Origin of the sequence: Anaerovibrio sp., from assembly GCF_024697385.1 — a bacterium.
In the GTDB taxonomy this organism is placed as follows: domain Bacteria; phylum Bacillota; class Negativicutes; order Selenomonadales; family Selenomonadaceae; genus Anaerovibrio.
The window spans coordinates 1-18,849 of sequence record NZ_JAILFV010000074.1; the positions used below are offsets into that span (position 1 = coordinate 1).

Annotated in this window: 19 protein-coding genes and 1 riboswitch; of the genes, 1 reads left to right on the forward strand and 18 read right to left on the reverse strand. The window is 43.6% G+C overall.

The features are described 5' to 3' along the window. Positions 1-270 precede the first annotated feature (270 nt). From K6C05_RS03790 to metK, 3 genes are all read right to left on the reverse strand, one after another. Positions 271-747 carry a cell division protein SepF gene (locus K6C05_RS03790; RefSeq protein WP_296731422.1) on the reverse strand — a complete coding sequence of 159 codons (477 nt, stop codon included), beginning with the start codon at positions 745-747 and terminating at the stop codon, positions 271-273. A gap of 185 nt (positions 748-932) precedes the next feature. After that, positions 933-2,756: a translational GTPase TypA gene (typA, locus tag K6C05_RS03795; protein ID WP_296731425.1), complete on the reverse strand. Its 1,824-nt coding sequence runs from the start codon at positions 2,754-2,756 to the stop codon at positions 933-935. Positions 2,757-3,035: 279 nt separating this feature from the next. After that, positions 3,036-4,223 (reverse strand): methionine adenosyltransferase, encoded by a 1,188-nt coding sequence (gene metK, locus K6C05_RS03800; RefSeq protein ID WP_296731427.1) that lies wholly within the window; start codon positions 4,221-4,223, stop codon positions 3,036-3,038. A gap of 116 nt (positions 4,224-4,339) precedes the next feature. Next, a riboswitch (SAM riboswitch) is annotated at positions 4,340-4,444 on the reverse strand. A 163-nt stretch (positions 4,445-4,607) separates the two neighbouring features. On the opposite strand from metK, the gene K6C05_RS03805 reads away from it, so the two are divergent. Then, positions 4,608-5,105: a hypothetical protein gene (locus K6C05_RS03805; protein WP_296731429.1), complete on the forward strand. Its 498-nt coding sequence runs from the start codon at positions 4,608-4,610 to the stop codon at positions 5,103-5,105. Positions 5,106-5,241: 136 nt separating this feature from the next. Here K6C05_RS03805 and K6C05_RS03810 read toward each other — a convergent pair whose 3' ends face one another. The 15 genes from K6C05_RS03810 to nrdR form a co-directional block, all read right to left on the reverse strand. Next, positions 5,242-6,408 carry a MalY/PatB family protein gene (locus tag K6C05_RS03810; protein ID WP_296731430.1) on the reverse strand — a complete coding sequence of 389 codons (1,167 nt, stop codon included), beginning with the start codon at positions 6,406-6,408 and terminating at the stop codon, positions 5,242-5,244. Continuing rightward, positions 6,405-7,808, reverse strand: a complete 1,404-nt coding sequence (locus K6C05_RS03815; RefSeq protein WP_296731432.1) for an MATE family efflux transporter — start codon at positions 7,806-7,808, stop codon at positions 6,405-6,407. Before K6C05_RS03815 ends, K6C05_RS03810 begins: the two co-directional genes overlap by 4 nt. Positions 7,809-7,824: 16 nt before the next feature. After that, positions 7,825-8,670, reverse strand: a complete 846-nt coding sequence (locus tag K6C05_RS03820) for a DUF3737 family protein (protein WP_296731434.1) — start codon at positions 8,668-8,670, stop codon at positions 7,825-7,827. 205 nt (positions 8,671-8,875) lie between these two features. Beyond that, positions 8,876-9,427: a bifunctional pyr operon transcriptional regulator/uracil phosphoribosyltransferase PyrR gene (pyrR, locus tag K6C05_RS03825; RefSeq protein WP_296731436.1), complete on the reverse strand. Its 552-nt coding sequence runs from the start codon at positions 9,425-9,427 to the stop codon at positions 8,876-8,878. A 43-nt stretch (positions 9,428-9,470) separates the two neighbouring features. Continuing rightward, positions 9,471-10,394 carry an RluA family pseudouridine synthase gene (locus K6C05_RS03830; RefSeq protein WP_296731437.1) on the reverse strand — a complete coding sequence of 308 codons (924 nt, stop codon included), beginning with the start codon at positions 10,392-10,394 and terminating at the stop codon, positions 9,471-9,473. After that, positions 10,372-10,857 (reverse strand): signal peptidase II, encoded by a 486-nt coding sequence (gene lspA / locus K6C05_RS03835; protein ID WP_296731440.1) that lies wholly within the window; start codon positions 10,855-10,857, stop codon positions 10,372-10,374. The genes K6C05_RS03830 and lspA overlap by 23 nt, the downstream gene beginning before the upstream one ends. Further along, complete coding sequence (locus K6C05_RS03840; protein ID WP_296731443.1) at positions 10,850-11,452, reverse strand: DivIVA domain-containing protein; 603 nt, start codon at positions 11,450-11,452, stop codon at positions 10,850-10,852. The genes lspA and K6C05_RS03840 overlap by 8 nt, the downstream gene beginning before the upstream one ends. Before the next feature lie 198 nt (positions 11,453-11,650). After that, positions 11,651-12,451 (reverse strand): methylmalonyl-CoA decarboxylase, encoded by an 801-nt coding sequence (gene scpB, locus K6C05_RS03845; protein WP_296731446.1) that lies wholly within the window; start codon positions 12,449-12,451, stop codon positions 11,651-11,653. A gap of 358 nt (positions 12,452-12,809) precedes the next feature. Continuing rightward, the gene (locus tag K6C05_RS03850) at positions 12,810-13,604 is read right to left on the reverse strand and encodes a YlmH/Sll1252 family protein (RefSeq protein ID WP_296731449.1); all 795 of its coding nucleotides are present in this window, start codon (positions 13,602-13,604) and stop codon (positions 12,810-12,812) included. Between the two features lie 8 nt (positions 13,605-13,612). After that, positions 13,613-14,413 (reverse strand): pyrroline-5-carboxylate reductase, encoded by an 801-nt coding sequence (proC, locus tag K6C05_RS03855; RefSeq protein ID WP_296731450.1) that lies wholly within the window; start codon positions 14,411-14,413, stop codon positions 13,613-13,615. Positions 14,414-14,445: 32 nt separating this feature from the next. Further along, positions 14,446-14,958: a cell division protein SepF gene (locus tag K6C05_RS03860; RefSeq protein WP_296731452.1), complete on the reverse strand. Its 513-nt coding sequence runs from the start codon at positions 14,956-14,958 to the stop codon at positions 14,446-14,448. Between the two features lie 35 nt (positions 14,959-14,993). Continuing rightward, positions 14,994-15,683, reverse strand: coding sequence for a YggS family pyridoxal phosphate-dependent enzyme (locus K6C05_RS03865; RefSeq protein WP_296731455.1), 690 nt, complete (start codon positions 15,681-15,683; stop codon positions 14,994-14,996). Between the two features lie 113 nt (positions 15,684-15,796). Further along, complete coding sequence (gene pgeF, locus K6C05_RS03870) at positions 15,797-16,618, reverse strand: peptidoglycan editing factor PgeF (RefSeq protein WP_296731457.1); 822 nt, start codon at positions 16,616-16,618, stop codon at positions 15,797-15,799. Between the two features lie 13 nt (positions 16,619-16,631). Further along, complete coding sequence (locus K6C05_RS03875) at positions 16,632-18,365, reverse strand: radical SAM protein (protein WP_296731460.1); 1,734 nt, start codon at positions 18,363-18,365, stop codon at positions 16,632-16,634. Positions 18,366-18,392: 27 nt separating this feature from the next. Beyond that, positions 18,393-18,848, reverse strand: a complete 456-nt coding sequence (gene nrdR, locus K6C05_RS03880) for a transcriptional regulator NrdR (protein WP_296731463.1) — start codon at positions 18,846-18,848, stop codon at positions 18,393-18,395. Position 18,849 lies beyond the last annotated feature (1 nt).

The window sequence follows — 18,849 nt, forward strand, 5'->3', positions numbered from 1 at the left end:
GATGTAGATCTAACCATATTCCTATGCAGGTACTAAATTGGTTATCTCCTATCCAAAAGCGTAAAGAATTAGAACAATGTTGTTAAATTATTCTAATGGACTACTATTATCCCAGGTCTCACATCATTGACAAATACACAACCAACAATACAAAGAGGCTGTTAAATAAATAACAACCTCAATATAATCAATATAGAAAAATTCACCACAAAACAAACATAACAAAAGTCATGCCTTACAAATTTGGAAAGATACTAACTTTTTAGGCAATCAGATAGCAGCGACTCCGGTTGACTTGATCTCATCAATCTCAACGCCATTAGGAGCATACAAAACCATAGTGTTTGAAATACGATGCAAAAAACCATCCTGCACATAGCAAACACCGTTAAGGAAATCACAAATTCTCTGCTGCTCAGGAAGCTCAATACGTTCATAATTAACTATTGCAGCCTGTCTGGCCTTTAATGCATCAGCAATCTCACGAACATCATCGAACCGCTGTGGTACAAAAACCTGAATTTTAAGATCGATAGCCTTCAAGCTGTTGTTAGTATGAAGGGTAAGATTCGGCTTTTTGCTAGGAGCTACTGCCGGCTTGACAGCCTCCACACTGCTACCGCCAACTACCTTACGGCTCTCCTGCTCTACCTCTACCTCTTCTTCTTCATCAACATAAAGCTCGTCTTCAACCTCGATTGGTGCAAAAAAATCCTCTAACTTCTTCAGTTTAGTGATGAAACCCACTGCGTCCACCCTCCAAATTAAAATTTCTAAAACGAATATAATAATATAAAACCAAAATCAATAAAAATACGCAACATGGTTAGTTACTATTATATTCGTTCTTAGTATGTTTTGTCCTGCAGTTTTTCATTTTTTTTTCATTTTTTTTAAAAATAAGACCATAGTCCTATATTTTTTGAGTAATATTAACTGTTTTTACGGGCATTTTTGCTGGCACGGCCACGAGCAACCTTATCCAACACAGTCTTGCGCAGGCGAATGCTCTCCGGAGTTACCTCAACAAGTTCATCATCATTGATGTATTCCAGTGCCTGTTCAAGGCTCAAAATACGAGGAGGAACCAGTCTTATTGCTTCATCAGAGGCTGAAGTACGCATGTTGGAAACATGCTTGGCCTTGCAAGGATTGATATCCATATCAATTTCACGGGTATTTTCCCCTACAATCATACCCTCATATACGGCCTGCCCAGGAGCAATAAACATGGTGCCACGATCCTGAAGATTATAAATACCGTAACCTGTGGTTTCACCCTGCTCAAAGGCTACCAGAGAACCACGGGTACGACCTGGGATTTCACCCTTGAAAGGAACATAACCGGAAAACACATGGTTCATGATACCGTTACCCTTGGTATTGGTCAACAGCTCACTACGGAAGCCAATCAATCCCCTGGCTGGAATCAAAAATTCCATGCGCATATACCCGGAAACCTCAGTCATGTTTGCCAGCTCTGCCTTGCGGGTGCCAAGGGATTCCATAACGGTTCCCATATACTCCTGTGGCACTTCAATGGTGAGATTCTCCATTGGCTCGCATTTTTGACCATTAATGGTCTTGTATACTACTTCAGGTTTACCTACCTGTAATTCATAACCCTCGCGACGCATGGTCTCAATAAGAATTGACAAATGAAGCTCACCACGGCCTGATACCTTGAATACATCGGCGGAATCAGTTTCCTCAACCCGCAGGGAAACATTGGTCTCCACCTCCTTGTAAAGGCGGTCGCGCAAATGACGGGAGGTAACGAACTGACCTTCACGGCCTGCAAAAGGACTGGTATTTACACCAAAGGTCATGGAAAGGGTTGGCTCATCAATATTGATGCTTGGCAAGGCTTCAGGATTCTCTGCATCAGCGACAGTATAACCGATACTTACATTACCCAGTCCTGTGAGGCAGACGATCTCACCCATTCCGGCCTCATCGACTTCAACGCGGTTCAGGCCCTGATAGGTATAAACCTTGCCCACCTTGGCCTTGGTCTGGGAATCGCCATCCATAAGTACAACAGCCTGATTTGGCTTTACGCTGCCACGGATAATACGGCCAACAGCCACCTTACCAACATAATCATCGGCTTCCAGGGTAGTTACCATCATCTGCAGAGGGCCTTCGGCGTCCCCGTGAGGACATGGAATTTCCTTGACGATGGTCTCCATCAGTGGAACAAGATTGTCATTGTCATCATCCATGCTATATTTTGCCACACCATCACGGGCAGTGGCATAAATACATGGGAAATCCAGCTGATCATCATCAGCATCCAGCTCCATAAAGAGTTCAAGGACTTCATCATATACATCATCGACACGCTGATCAGGACGGTCAATTTTGTTTATAACTACGATTGGCTTTAATCCCTGTTCCAGGGCCTTGCGCAAAACATATTTAGTCTGTGGCATAGGGCCTTCAAAAGCATCTACCAAAAGCAGTACGCCATCAACCATATTAAGTACACGCTCTACCTCACCACCGAAATCAGCATGACCCGGGGTATCCACAATATTGATTTTAGTACCTTCATACATGATGGCTGTATTTTTGGAAAGAATTGTAATACCGCGCTCACGCTCCAAATCTCCGGAGTCCATTACGCGCTCAGCTACCTGCTCATTGGAGCGGAAAATATGACTCTGCTGAAGCATAGCATCTACCAGGGTTGTCTTACCATGGTCAACATGTGCTATAATCGCAATATTTCTCAAATTTTCATTAGTACTCATAGTATTAAAATTCCTCCCACCACATAGAAAAAGGAGTCCAACGCTCCTTTTTATCATCTACTCTTAAATTTCAGCATAATAATATTATTATAGCAGCTATACAATGTCAAATGTTTTTTCGCTTTAGAAGAATGTAATTTTGGAAATAAAACAGCCTGAATAGTGCTGTCAAGCTTGGATTGACAATACCGGAAGCCAATTGCCGAAGGTTTTCTGCTGCAACAACAATAAAAAAGGGGCAACTGAATGCCCCTTTAATACACTAAATAAACTGCTCTGTTAAATACCAGCCTGAGCTTTAAGCGCATCAGCCTTATCTGTATGCTCCCAAGGAAGGTCTATATCAACCCGTCCAAAATGTCCATATGCTGCTGTTTGAGCATAGATAGGACGACGAAGGTCAAGCATTTTTATGATGCCATCCGGACGCAGGTCAAAGTTCTTCTGTACCAGCTCCTCGAGAGTACGATCATCCACCTTACCGGTGCCAAAGGTCTCAACCATTACTGAAACCGGGCGGGCAACACCAATTGCATAGGCTATCTGAACTTCAGCTCTTTCTGCCAGGCCTGCAGCTACTATATTCTTGGCTACATAGCGAGCAGCATAGGCTCCTGAACGGTCAACCTTTGTTGGGTCCTTACCGGAAAAAGCACCACCACCGTGGCGGGCCATACCACCATATGTATCAACAATAATTTTGCGACCGGTAAGGCCACAGTCACCCTGTGGGCCACCGATTACGAATTTACCGGTAGGATTAATGAAATACTTTGTATCTTCACTGAGAAGCTCTGCAGGAACAACAGCCTTTACCACATGTTCGATAAGATCCTTGCGGATTTGCTCCAAGGAAACATCCTCATCATGCTGTGTAGAGATAACAATGGTATCAATTGCAACCGGCTTACCGTCTTCATAAGCTACAGTGACCTGAGTCTTGCCGTCCGGACGAAGATAAGGGAGAGTTCCGTTTTTTCTCACCTCAGTCAGGCGACGGGACAAACGGTGTGCCAGAGCAATCGGCATTGGCATATATTCCGGAGTCTCATTGCAGGCATAACCAAACATCATTCCCTGGTCGCCTGCACCTGTGGCACCATCAGCATCATCCTCACCCTGACGCGCTTCCAATGCCTTATCAACTCCCTGGGCAATATCCGGTGACTGTTCATCAAGGGATACGAGAATACCGCAGGTATCTGCATCAAAACCATATTTAGCACGGGTATAACCAATTTTACGGACAGTTTCACGAACGATCTTGGCTATATCCACATAACAATCAGTGGAAATCTCACCGGCAATATGCGCCTGACCTGTAGTTACCAATGTCTCACAGGCCACACGACCATAAGGGTCCTGAGCTAAAATAGCATCCAAAATGCTGTCTGAAATCTGATCGGCCATTTTGTCAGGATGACCCTCAGTAACTGACTCGGAAGTAAACAATAAACGCTTACCCATTAAAACGCCTCCTTTAAGGTTGTACAAATTGGTCTGGAATATGAAAACACCTGATAAAATAAAGTAACATAATTTGATAATAAAAAAACTCTCTTGAAGAGAGAGCTGTTAAAAATCTCTCATCTTATGGCACTCAGCCATCAGGAATTAGCACCGTTTTGACATAATCAATGGTTGCCGCAGTTTCACAGGGCCAGTCCCTCCACTGCTCTTGATGAGTTCATATTCAGTTTACGGATTCATGTTAGTCTAATTTTACCTTCTTGTCAAGTGAATTGTGCAAATACCCTATGTGACAACCAATATTTTGCCCTTGTCAGTAATTAGAATCTTGCTGTATACTTAGAACAGTAATAATAAGAATTATTTAAAGGAGATTTATTGATGAAACTGGCAGGTGCTTTTGCATTTTTTTGGATTTTATTCAATGGATATAACTTGTATAATTCACTTATAAAAAAGAACAGTGAAGAGGAACGAAATGACATTCATAATGAATTACTGGAAATGTGCCGCATGATGTCGCCATCTGCTGTGGGCAAGACCATGATGATTCTGTTTGCCTGTGTATTTGCCTTTGACTGTATAGGCTTTTATCTCACCTATACCTATGCCTATGCAGCTGCCAACCATTTTTATGTAAGAATCATTCTATTTATTGCCTTCATTGTCGTATTTTCAGTCGAACAGATCATGTCCTTCCGACAGACCATCAAGATTTCGGTTGCCCTGAAGATACCAAACATCAAGGATGATGTCCTGAAACGGTTTATGCGCATGACTGAAAGGGATATGGATTTTATCAACACCATTGCCTCGGTGGCAAAATTTGTAGCGGCTCTCCAGCTTGTATTGTATACCATCCTTTCTACAGCTGATTAGCTCCTGTTACATAGCCTGAAAGCCAAAAGACCATGAATGATAAGTATAACTGCTTACCGATTCATGGTCTTTTTTATCCTTTAAAATACTGCCTATTAGATAAGAAACACTGCCCATGTTTTTAGCTTTGATATTGTCACCTGTCAATATAGGCCCGAATACTTTTGCCCAGCCGCTGGAGTCCATCCATTAAAACTTCTCTCGGACAGGCAATATTCAATCTGAGGAAGCATTCCCCGGCCTTACCATATTCTGCTCCTTCTGACAGAAACAAACCGCTGTAATTTCTGATAAATTCCGCTAACTCCACCGAATCCTCACAAAACCGTGAACAGTCCAGCCACAAAAGGTATGTGGCCTCAGATGGCACCATATAGATTGGGGAAATATTTTTTTCAATATATTCCTTACATACCATTTTATTGTTATAAATATAATCCCTCAACTGCTCAAGCCATTCCCGCCCATTGTTAAAGGCAGCTACTGCTGCTTCAACAGCGATGAAATTAGGCTCTGCTGCCTCGATGGTATTCATTTCCCGCCACATTTTATGATGTAACAAGGAATCAGGTACCATAACAGCAGCAGTATTGAGACCTGCTATGTTAAATGTCTTGGTCGGGGCAATCAATGACACACTGTTATTGCGGCATATATCATTTACTGACGCAAAGGGTGTATATGACTTTTCAGGATCGGTCAAATCACAATGGATTTCGTCAGATATGACTATCACATGATGTCTGTAACAAAGTTCCCCTACTCTGGCCAACTCCTCAGGGCTCCAGATTCGTCCCGATGGGTTTTGCGGATTACAAAGAATCATCATCCTCACCTGTGGGTCAGAAAGATCTTTGTCCAGCTGCTCATAGTCCATTGAATATGTTCCACCATCATAATGCAGTGGACTCTCAACTACAAAACGCCCGTTGTTTATAATACTGTTAAAAAAATTGTTATATACAGGTGTCTGAATCAGCACTTTTTCCCCGGGAGTAGTCAGCTTTCTGACAGCACACCCAAGTGCACTGAGAACTCCTGTGGAGAAAATAAGCCAATCAGGGCTCATATCAAAATTGTGATACTGCTTCCACCAATTGACATATGCTTCATTCCATTCCTCCGGTATTATGGAATATCCCAAAGCTCCGATTTGCAGCTTTTTATTAATAGCCTCCATAATTGGTGCCGCTGTCGGAAAGTCCATATCAGCTACCCACATGGGCAGCTCATTCTCAGCCACATCCCACTTAAGGGAATTGGTATTACGACGATTAATTACCTTGTCGAAATCATAATTCATACCATTGACCCCCTGTTGTTCCATTTTTGCCTGTGCACCCTGAACAAAAACAGCATTCCCCGTACACATACTTCAATGCACATAGCCATCCAGACGCCATGAAGTCCATGACTGCCTACAAGATATAATGCCAATGGCATACGAACCCCCCACATGCTGGCCAGGTTGATTCCACTGGAAAAGACAGTATCCCTGGCTCCCCTGAGGGCACCTGCGCCTACAATGGCTGCCCCAAAAAACGGTTCGGCAAAAAGCTGAATTCGAAGCACCTCTGTCCCTAATTGCCGGACATTAATGTCCGGTGTCAGAAATTCAAACACCCATGGGGCAAAAACATACATAATACCTGCCAATATCCCCATGGTAACCATGCCCATTCCCACGGAAAACCAGGCAAAACCTCTGGCAAAGTAAGGTTTTCCTGCTCCGATACTCTGACCCACCAATGTAGTAGCAGCAATTGCAATACCATAGCCCGGCATATAGCAGAATGCCTCTGCCGTAATACCAAAGGAATTGGCTGCAATAGCCACCGTACCCAGGGGTGAAACTATGAGCATCATGACAATCATTGCACCGGTAAGCACTCCCTGTTCTATAGCTATGGGAACACTTATTTTAAAAGCATCCCCTACACATTTTGGGGTAATATGCCATTGAACGCCATCCTTTTGCCGAATATAATTTTCCCTGACAACAGCCAGGTACATCAATATACAGGCCGTTACAGCTTCTGCAGCCAAGGTTCCCAATGCAGCCCCCTTGACGCCAAAGCCTAATCCCGGAAGCCAAATGTCAATAGACAAAAAAGAAATATAGCCTGCCGGGAAAATAAAGAGGGCATTAAAGCCAATATCCAGCAAACACATTATACTGTTAAAAATACTGGCAGTTTTGATACTCCCACAACTCTGAAGCATGGAGGTAGCCAGAATCCGCAGCATAATAATGGGCATTCCCCACATATATACCACAAAGTAATCATATGCCCCTCCATATATTTCCTGGGAACCGCCTAACCAATTAGGCAGATGGGGACTTATTAACACTCCGACAGTCCCTATGCAGATTGCCAGACAGGTCACAAGGATTATGCCCTGCCTGAAGGTATCCCGGGAATAAATCAGATTTTTGGCCCCTACAAATTGAGCCACCTGCACCGAAAAGCCCTGGACAGCTGCCGAACACACTCCATAAGCAAGCCATAATACGGGAGCAACCAAGCCTATGGAAGCTGTGGCTGCAGCTCCCATACTTCCCACCATGGCGGCATCTATGTATTCCATAATAATATATGTCATTTGGGACAAAATAGCCGGAATACTTAAATACCAGACGCATTTCAGCACCTGCCTCCAGTGCAGTCTTTCTTCGTTATGGATAACACTTATTATATTCATTAAACCGACCCTTGGATTATTTTTCTGTAAGTACAATTTCAGTAGCATTTTTGTCAATGGCAGGATCATCAAAAATCAATTCCTCAACCCCGGCTGCCTGAATGCGTCCTGAAATCGGGTTTTTAATACTTACTATCTTTGTGGTTATCTCGGCATCAACCTGAGATACATACTCAAAGGCAAGATCTGTATTGAGAAGGCGACAGTTTTTCAGGGTGACATTTTTCATGTAACAAAATCCCTGATTACTCTCAATAGTACAATTTTCAAAGGTAATGTTCTGTGAATTCCAGCCGATGTATTCACCACAGATATATGAATCACGCACTACCACATTGCTGCAATTCCAGAAAGCATCACGGGAAATCATCTTGGCATTGCGCATTTCAATATTCTCACAGCCATCAAAGGAATAATTGCCGGCCAAATTAAAGTCGTCAATCTTCATGTTTTTACTGTTCATGGCAAAATAGTTGCCCTTTGCAGTAACATCCTGCATCTCAATATCAGCGCAGGACCAAAGTGTTTCATCAGCATTGATAAAATTCACCTTGAACAGCTTTATCCCCTGGCATCGTCTAAAGCCCTTTGGTGCTTCATAGAGAATGTCCTCCAGGGTGATATTATTTGTATACCATATACCGGCCCTGGCCATTTCAAAGAAGGTGCTGTTCTTTACGGAAATATCACGGCTGTACCACAGTGGGTATTTCCATTGAAAGCTGGACCGACTGACCTTTATGCCCTTGCTTTCCTTTAACGGTGATTCTCCATCGGCAAAGATACAATTATTTATTTCCACATCATGGGCCATAAACAATGCTCTTTCTCCAATTAAGCGTTCCTCAGTAATTTTGTTCATAAAAATCGTCTCCTGATTCTGCACATCAAAAAATGAATTAACGAAAAAACACTCATATTATCATATATACCATGACAATCACAATGGGAGTACACCTCCCAACCATCATTATCAAAATGCAACAAAAGGGCTCCCAAAACGGTAGCCCTATTAGCCCTATAAAACTTGTATTACAGCTATTTCCCAATAACTGTTACTGATAAAATTAATCTGCCTCTTCCCTGATGACCACCTTGTCTTCCTCATCAAGTTCATAAACCTTAACAGTCACAGATTCCTTTGATGAAGTAGGTACATTTTTCCCGACATAGTCAGCCCTTATAGGCAGCTCACGGTGACCGCGGTCAATCAACACTGACAACTGTATCGCCTTTGGTCTGCCCATATCAATTATGGCATCCAGGGCAGCGCGAATGGTCCTGCCGGTATAAAGGACATCATCAACCAGAACAATAATCTTACCGTCCAGATCAACAGGCATGGTTGTAGGACGCACTATAGGCTGGTATGACAGGGTGGAAAGATCATCCCGATAAAGGGTTATATCCAGCACTCCCACCGGTGGGCGGTTTCCTTCAATATTTTCTATGGCATCGGCTATGCGTTCAGCCAAAGGAACCCCCCGGGACCTGATTCCAACAAGGACAATATTTTCTACACCCTTATTTTTTTCAACAATCTCATGAGAAATGCGCACCAGGGCACGAAACATCCCCTGTTCATCCATAAGGACAGTCTTATCTATAAATGTAGTCATGGCTACACGCTCGCTTTCCAACCAACACTATGCAATATACTTACTAACTGTGATTGCGTAATTTTCGGAGTATCTTCTCCATGTCCTCAGGAAGCGGTGAATCAAATATCATCTGCTTGCCGGTAACAGGATGAGTCAGCTCCAGACTTTTTGAATGCAGGGCCTGACCCTTTATGGAAAAATTCCCCTTCACCTTGCCGTTCCTTGAAACGCCATATTTGGGATCCCCAACAACCGGATGTCCAATATGGGTCATATGTACCCTGATTTGATGGGTACGGCCTGTTTCCAGTCTGCATTCTATAAAGGTAAATTCGCCAAACCGCTCCAAAACCTTGAAATGCGTTGTTGCAGGCTTACCATTTTCATGAACTATGGCCATTTTTTTCCTGTCAACAGGATGACGGCCAATATCCCCTTTGATTATTCCCGCTTCTTCCTTTATATTGCCCCATACTATGGCATTATATATTCTATGTGCTGTTTTATTCTGTATCTGTTCAGCCAGGCTCAAATGTGCCCTGTCATTTTTTGCTGCAACCATGACCCCGGAGGTGTCCTTATCCAGCCTATGAACAATCCCCGGACGAATCTCACCATTGATCCCGGAAAGATCACTGCAATGGTACATAAGAGCATTGACCAGGGTACCGGAGCTTATGCCGGCAGCTGGATGAACCACCATCCCCCGTGGCTTATTGATGACAATAATATCAGCATCTTCATATATAATATCCAGAGGAATATTTTCCGGCAATATTTCAACGGTCTGAGGCTCAGGTACAGTACATTCCACCTCATCATCAACATGAAGGCGGTAATTTCCCTTTCTTACCTTGCCACCGATGGTAACATGACTGTCTGCAATCAGCTTTTGAACATGGGAACGGGAAAACTCCGGCTGCATACGGGTGAGAAATATATCCAACCTCTCATTGTCCTTATCAGCCTTGAGCTTCAGTATCATCCCCATCCCTCCTGAAGAGCATATCGAACATTACAAAACCTGCTCCTAAACAGATAGCTACATCCGCAATATTAAATACAGGCCAAAACCGAAAATCAAAAAAATCCACTACAAGCCCACTTTGCAGGCGATCATAGAGGTTGCCCACTGCACCGCCCAAGAGCAATCCCACTCCGTATTGTATGAGTACAGTTTCCTGAACGAGCTGCTTACGAAAATAAACAGCCAACCCCAACAGCAGCAATGCCACCAAAATAAAAATCAACCTCTGATGCTCAAACAGCCCAAAGGCAGCTCCCGGGTTAAGCACATAGGTAATATAAAAGAAGTCATCAACAACCGGCACAGACTGCCCCAGATGCATCGATGCCGTAACATATCCCTTTGCCAACTGATCCAAAACAAAAATGAGGATTCCTAATCCCAGGGGAACTGATTTAATGTCAGAATATAATTTAGTCATTTTTCTCAGAATACACTTCCCCATCCCCGTGCACATTCATATCCTCCTCGGTATCAGTGTGTACATCAGTTGTCGCATCATCTGACTGGAACATTTCCAGCTCCTGACTATCAGGCATCTGTTTGGAGATATCACTGAGAATGGCCAACTCAGTATTCAGGGCAGTTTTCATCTTGGCAATAAACTGACGCCTTTCATTGACAAGGCGCTCATATTCGGAAACAGCCTCTCTTACCTTTTGTGCAGCGTCATCCAGGCGACGCTTTGCCTCGATTTCTGCAGCCTGTATAATATTGTCACTGGTCTGCTGGGCTGCTTTTTTGATTTCCTCGGCACGGGCATTGGCTGTACTTGTCACTTCATCTGCAGTACGCTGAGCCACCAGAAGGGTGTCCTGTAAGTTCTTCTCCAACTGATGATACTGGGTAATCTCCTTGGCATTAAGCTCAATTTCCTTTTTCAGCTGATTGTTTTCACGATAGAGCTTTTCATAATCATTAACCACCTGGTCAAGGAAATCATCTATTTCTTCCATATCGTAACCGCGAAAGCTACGGCTAAATTCCTGATTGTGAATATCTACTGGTGTAAGCATCGTCTTCCCCCTATATCTAATCAAAATTGCACCTGTAAAACACCATACTATTTTAGCACATTTTTATATCCTTTAAAATACATATGGCGAAATTGACTTTACTCACCCCTGAATATTTCTCAGGGGTGAGTTTATCAAACATCATCAAAATGCTTACTTCCTTTATTACATTAACCATCAATTGTTTATTTAGGAAAATCAATCCAGATCAGAAGCCTTGCCCTTATATACAGGTGGACGCTTCTCCAGGAAGGAGTTTATGCCTTCCTTGTAGTCGGCACCGGCATATACCCGTTGACGGTATGCGTTGATATGCTCAAAATTCTCCGCACTTATTACATTGGAGGCCCTGGACAAAATACGGAACTGCCTCTTAATGGCACTTATGGACAAAATACTGTTGCGACGCAATGGTGCCAGGAATTTCTCCTCCAATAAGGTTTCCAATTCTTCATCAGTCTCGGACATATGATTAATAAGGCCAACATTCAATGCGTCCTCAGCTGAAATAGGACTCCCCAGGAAGAACATTTCCCTGGCCTTATTTATACCTAACTGATTAATAAAATGCTGCAATCCGGAGGCATTATATGGAATACCTATCTTCGCCGGAGTAATGGCAAATGTAGCATTCCTGGAGCTGACAATCATATCACAGGAAAGACACAAATCACAGGCACCGCCCCATACAGTACCATCAACACAGGCAATGACAGGAATAGGTGTATCCTGAACTGCACGCAACAGTTTTTCCATAGGCACATAGAAAGCCAATGGATCACTGCCATCCTGTGGCAGTTCATGAATATCGTGTCCGGCGCTCCATACATGGCGATTAACCTCTGCCTGAAGAACTATGCCCACACATTCTTTAGCATAGCTGTCCTTGATGGCATTAATCAGGTCATTGCACATTTCTTCACTGAGACAGTTAAAATGCTTTCCATTCTGCATTTTAACAAAAGCAATGCGATCTTTAATAACGGTATTTACCAGCATACAAATCCTCCTTCAGCACAATAAACTAAACCTATCCGTTAATATTCAACATAGCCCTGAAGCCAAGCTGAATTTATCCATTTGCACATAATGGTTTATCTCTTTACAAAACGAGGTAAGAACCCTTGAGCAGTGGATGATTTCTACCTTGAACTATTCGTCAATAAATATTTGATTTCCTGCAAAATAATATCATTAATTAGACTTATTCAGTAGGAATAAGATGAACTCCAACATATACTTTACATAAAATGACCTCTGATTGTAGATTAACCTGGTCCCTATGAAAAATTATCTTAACGGATGTCATAAAAAAAGGAACTGAGCATGCTGTACTCAATTCCCCATTATCAATTGATTAAATGTATTTTTTCAACAGGACACCAATGCGCCCTTTTTTCGTTTTGCCCCTGACTTCTACTACCTCAATGCGACCTCGGCCACGCATCGAAAGAATATCCCCTTCTTTTACAGACTGGGAGGCATTTTTCACAGGCTGCCAATTTAACTTGAGTTTGTCAGCTGCTATATCAGAAGCAGCACGGCTTCGGGAAGAACCATAGCCTGCAGCGGCTATTGAATCTACCCTCAGGGATGCAACAGTAGCCTGTATTTCCTTGCAGCGTTCCTCTTTAGGTGCAATGTTGGATAATTCATCCTCCACACAGGTAACTCCGCTTCTGCCAATCATAGTCAGGTTGTCCATCAGGAATGTTCCCATGCCTGACTCAGCCAGAATTAATGCCGAAGCTCCGGACATAATAATATCACCCAGGCAATCGCGCTGAATCCCCAAGCCCATCAAAGCCCCCAGCACATCCCTATGACCAAGGTGCTCAAATTGTCCGTTCCAGGTTGCCTTGAGGACAACGATATCAAATCCGGGATTGCCGCCAAAGGATTCATCCATAAACATGGCCCGTTGACGCTCCGCTCCCGGATAACCCCCACTGAAATCCACCCGTATTCCCGGATAGTTTGCCACAATGGTTTCAGCGATTTCCTGACCATAGGGATCAAGAAAACCGCTTAACTGAAATCGTTGATTCCTTTTGACCCGCTCAGCCATGTCCACCAGCTTGACTGCTGTTTCAGCGCCTTCCGTTCCCTTGTAAAATCTTATCAGCTTATCTCTTTGTTCAGATCCTGCCATATTATATATTATTTCCCCAATTCCTTAGATCTGTCAGTTGCAGCCTTTACTGCATTTATTAATGCCCCTCTGACTCCCAGCTGCTCCATAACACATACACCGGCAATAGTTGTACCGGCAGGGCTTGTAACCTGATCACGAAGAACATCAGGATGTTTACCGGTTTCAAGCACCATCTTTGCAGCACCAAGCATTGTCTGAGCAGCCAGCAAAATAGCAGTCTGACGGGGTAATCCCGCAGCGACGCCACCATCAGCCAAAGCATCTATCATCAAAAAGCCATAGGCAGGACCACTGCCGGACAATCCGGTCACAGCATCCAACATTGACTCCTGAACTTCTACGGCCTTACCACAGGCACTCAGTATATTTTTTATACCGGCGGCAGACTCCACCGATGCCTTTTCATTACGGGCAAATGCCGACATTCCTTCCCCTACGGATAAAGGAGTATTGGGCATAATACGGATAATTGGATTTGAAGGGAAATACCCTTCAATGGTTTTGATTGGCATACCGGCCACAATTGACGCAATAACCAGATTGGACGGAACAATCCCCTGCAGGGATTCCATGGCCTTGGCAGCTACCTGAGGCTTAATAGCAAAAATAATAAGTTCCAAATCTGCCGTCTTTATAAAATCTGCATTGGTTGAAGCATTTATACCATAATTATCATTTAATTCACGGCATCTATCCTCACGCAGCTCAGACACAAAAATATCTTTTGGCACTGCAATATCATGAGCAATAATTCCGGACAAAATCGCTTCGCCCATTGCTCCACCACCAATAAATCCGATTCTCATTCTATCCACCTGTCTTTTTCAGTAATTGACCATTAATCTTCCCAAGGCATATTAGTCAAGCCATGATTCTGCTGACTAACTGTGATATTCACATTCTTAGGGGCAAATAACCAGACATTCCGGCTGATTTTTGTTACAGCACCATCAATTGCATAAATCGTTCCACTGATAAAATCAATAATCCGGATTGCTGTCTGTTCCTCTACTTTTTCCAAATTAATGACAACCGGACGCTTTTCCTTGAGAAAATTAGCAATCTGCTGACAATCATCAATGGTTTTAGGCTCAATTACATGAACCTTCATCATTGAGCTTGCCATGGCAGCAACATTACTGCCCTCCCGAATGGATGTTGAGCCAGAACCCATTCCTACCACCTTCCTATCATGTAAACTATGGCGACTGCGAGAGCTCACAGGCTCTGCCGGCTTCACCCTTGGTTCAACCGGGCCTTCAGTTTCCTGGGCAATAGCCTCCATGAGTATCTCATCCTCTTCACTGTCCTTGATTCCAATTTTCTCTAAAAATGAATCTATCTTCCCCACACGATTTCCTCCTTAAATGAAGCAATTAGGCATTATCAGTACTGCCGTGGCCCAAATATACCTGTACCAACCCGAACCATATTGGCTCCTTCTTCTACTGCAATATGATAATCGTGAGTCATACCCATTGACAAGTATAAAATATTCGCCGTTGTAAAGGTCATTTCCTTCACTTTATTGAAAATTTCATACATTTTTGCAAATAACGGCCGACATTCTTCCACATTTTCATAATTTGGCGCTATGCACATCAGTCCCATAAGCTGCAGGTTTGGCATCTCATCCACTGCATGAAGCAGCTCCTCAAGGTCTTCCACGAAAATTCCGGACTTGGATTCCTCCCTGGCCAAATTCACCTGTACCAATACCTTCTGCACCTTGCCAATGCTTCCTGCAGCAGTATTGATAGCCTTGGCCAAATGAAGTGAATCTACAGAATGAATCAGCTCAAACAGCTTAACTGCCTGCTTGGCCTTATTGGTCTGAAGATGACCTATAAGATGCCATGTCACCTTCCTGTCCAGCTTGTCAAACTTCTCCTTGGCTTCCTGTATACGGTTTTCACCAATATCGGTTACGCCTGCATCAATAGCCTGACGCATTTCATTAATATCATGATTTTTGGTTACTGCAATCAGGCGCACATCTTCTCTATTTTCAGGGGACCGTTTTTTTCTTGTATCCTCTATATTATCCCTGACTTTGGCTAAATTTTCAACTATCATTTAAATCCCCCTTTGATAGCACGGTTATCTTTATACAAGGCAGATGACATTCCCGCCACATAATGTGGCCTGCAATCCCATATCCATAGAGAAAAAGACTATCCTCAACCTCATTATTTTATTGCCAATACGGCTGCAATTCTTCCTGTTGTTCCACCCTCAGCACGGTATGAGAAAAACTGCTTATGATTACAGGCAGTACATACACCTGCCACATCTATATTATCCTGCACAAGCCCTGCATCCAAGAGCTGCAGTCTGTTGGCCTCCCATAAATTCAACCTGTATTTGTCGTCACCGACTGAAGCAAAGATTTTGGTCTTATACTGAGGAAAAGTCTTGTCAAAGCTGGTCAGTACCTGCTCTCCCACCTCATAACAGCACGGTCCGATGGCAGGACCAATGGACGCCAGGATATTTTCCGGTTTGCAACCATATTCCCGGACCATGCGTTGAACAGTTTTCATTCCTATACCAGCTGCTGTTCCCTTCCAGCCTGCATGTGCAACCCCAATGGCCCTCCTGACCGGGTCTGCCAAAAGCACGGGAGTGCAGTCGGCAAAAAACAGCATTAACGGAAGCTCAGGGGTATCCGTTATCAGCGCATCAATATTAGGAATTGATTCGTCATAAGCATACATCCCCCTGCCAATATCATCCCTGTTCACAACCATAATGTCGCAACCATGCACCTGCTGACAGGTAACACCACTACCCCTGACAAGTCCAAGACCATCAAAAAATACATCCCGGTTATGGCAAACAGTATCCCTGTCATCACCAACATGCAGACCTAAGTTTAAGGCTTCAAATCTATCAGTACTTTCCCCGCCATAACGGGTAGATATTCCATGGATAAACATATCATCAGGAAAAATGGAGAATCTGCCAATCCACAAATTCTTCTGCCCTCCTGATACAAGTGAAAAACTCATAAAATCCTCACAATCATTCACAAACTCCACATCGTTTACAACCATCAAAGCATTGAACTGTATGTACCGGTGCTTCCTTTTGCGCTTCCATATATTCCTTGCGGAGATAATCCCTGGAAAACCCCATATCCAGAATGTCCCACGGTAAATCCACATCAGGAGGAATTTCCTGTCCGACAAGTTCCTCCATGCTGGTACCATGTTCCCTCAGTACCGCCTTCATTCCCTTACTGCCACCGTTTTTATAGGCCTCCCAGAGGTAAACCCCGGTATTCCTGTTCCCCCGGGCCAGTACAGCCTGGACATAGGCATCCCTCGGTGATTCAGCAATTATTTCAATATTATGCTTCTTTTTAAGGGCACCATTTATTTCCTTCAAGGCTCCCTGAATGTATTTCAGCGAAGCCATAGGTGCCCACTGAAAAGGGGTAAAGGGCTTTGGAATAAATGGATTTATGCTTAATGTAAGCCTGCCTGTTGCACCATGGTCTTCCATAAAGGTTTTTAATTTAACAGCCATATCTATTATGCCCTGGATATCCTCGTGACTCTCACCTGGCAAACCTATCATTATATACAGCCGAAAATTCCTGATACCGGTTTTAATCCCCATAGCCATGGCATTCAGAAGATGTTCTTCCTCAATTCCCTTGTTGATAACAGCCCGCATGCGCTTGCTGCCGGCCTCCGGTGCCATTGTAAGCGTCTTAAGTCCACTTTTTGCCAAAGAATCAACCAATTCATAGGTAACGGAATCTGCCCTGAAGGAAGCCACAGACATGCTGAGTCCATCCCCCAAAATATCCCTGCACAAATTGTCTATCTCAGGATAATCAGAAATGGCTGCCCCCATCAGGCCAACCCTTCGACCATCTTTTTTGGCATTAAGCAGCATTTTCTCAATTGCCGGCAATGACCTGTTTCTCGGTCGGCGAAAGCAATATCCAGCCATGCAGAAACGACAATGACGGCCACAGCCTCTGGCTATCTCAACCAAATGAAGCTTAAACTCAGTATTATCCGTGTATATTACAGTCTCCCCGGGAAATTCGTCCAGGTTTTTTAGCCATTGACGGCTTACCTTGGGCGGTGCGTCACTAATGGGCAAAAAATGCGCCCCATATCCATCTGAGGCATATTGTACCTCGTAGCATGATGGTACATATACTCCGGGAATACCGGCCAATAGATCCAGCAGTTCCTGACGCGATTTTCCTTCGACCCTGGCTTTGTTATAAACCTCCATAAAGGAGGGCATTATGACCTCACCCTCGCCAATCACAAAGGCATCAACAAACATGCTCATTGGTTCAGGATTAAAGGTAGCACAGGGGCCACCGGCGATTATCAATGGATCACGCTCATCCCTTTCACTGGCCAGAGGATTTATTTTCCCCAGTTCAAGCATCTTGAGAATATTAAAATAATCCATTTCAAAGGACATTACAAAGGCTACTATATCAAAAGAAGATAAATCACTTTGGGTCTCCATGGTCATCAATCTTGTTCTGTGCTTTATATATTCCTCCTGCTGTCTTTTTTCAGGCAGGAAGCATCTCTCACAGGCTGTATCTGACCGTTCATTCAAAAGGCGATAAATAATATGAAGTCCCAAATTTGACATGCCTACAAAATACGAATTTGGATAGGCAAGAGCCACCCTGGTACGGCGGTTGTCATGATGTACATAATACCCTGATTCATCTGCCAAAAGCTCTCTAAGCTGTTCCTTTATGCGCCAGGACAAGTATCTTCCTCCCAATTAAAACATTCATTAATCTTCCTCCAGGAGTATGTCCAACTCATGACGGAAGCTGTTAATATCTGAAAATTTCCTATATACCGATGCAAATCTTATATATGCAACCTGATCAAAGTTCTTCAGCTTTTTCAGTGTCATCTCGCCAATAGCCTTGGATGGTACCTCCTGCTCGAACTCATGGCGTATCGCCTGTTCGATTTCCCTGGCCAGTGTCATAACACTTTCCAGGGATTTATCCCTTTTATCACAGGACCTTATGAGCCCATTCAGCAGCTTATTGCGGTCAAAAACCTGACGGCTGCCATCATGCTTCACCACCATCAGTGGAAGCTGCTCAACTGTTTCGAAGGTAGTAAATCTTTTGCCACAATGAACACAGCCTCTTCGCCTTCTTATAGCCCGACCCTCGTCAACAGCACGGGAATCAATCACCCTGCTATCCTCTTTGTTACAGTATGGACAAAGCATT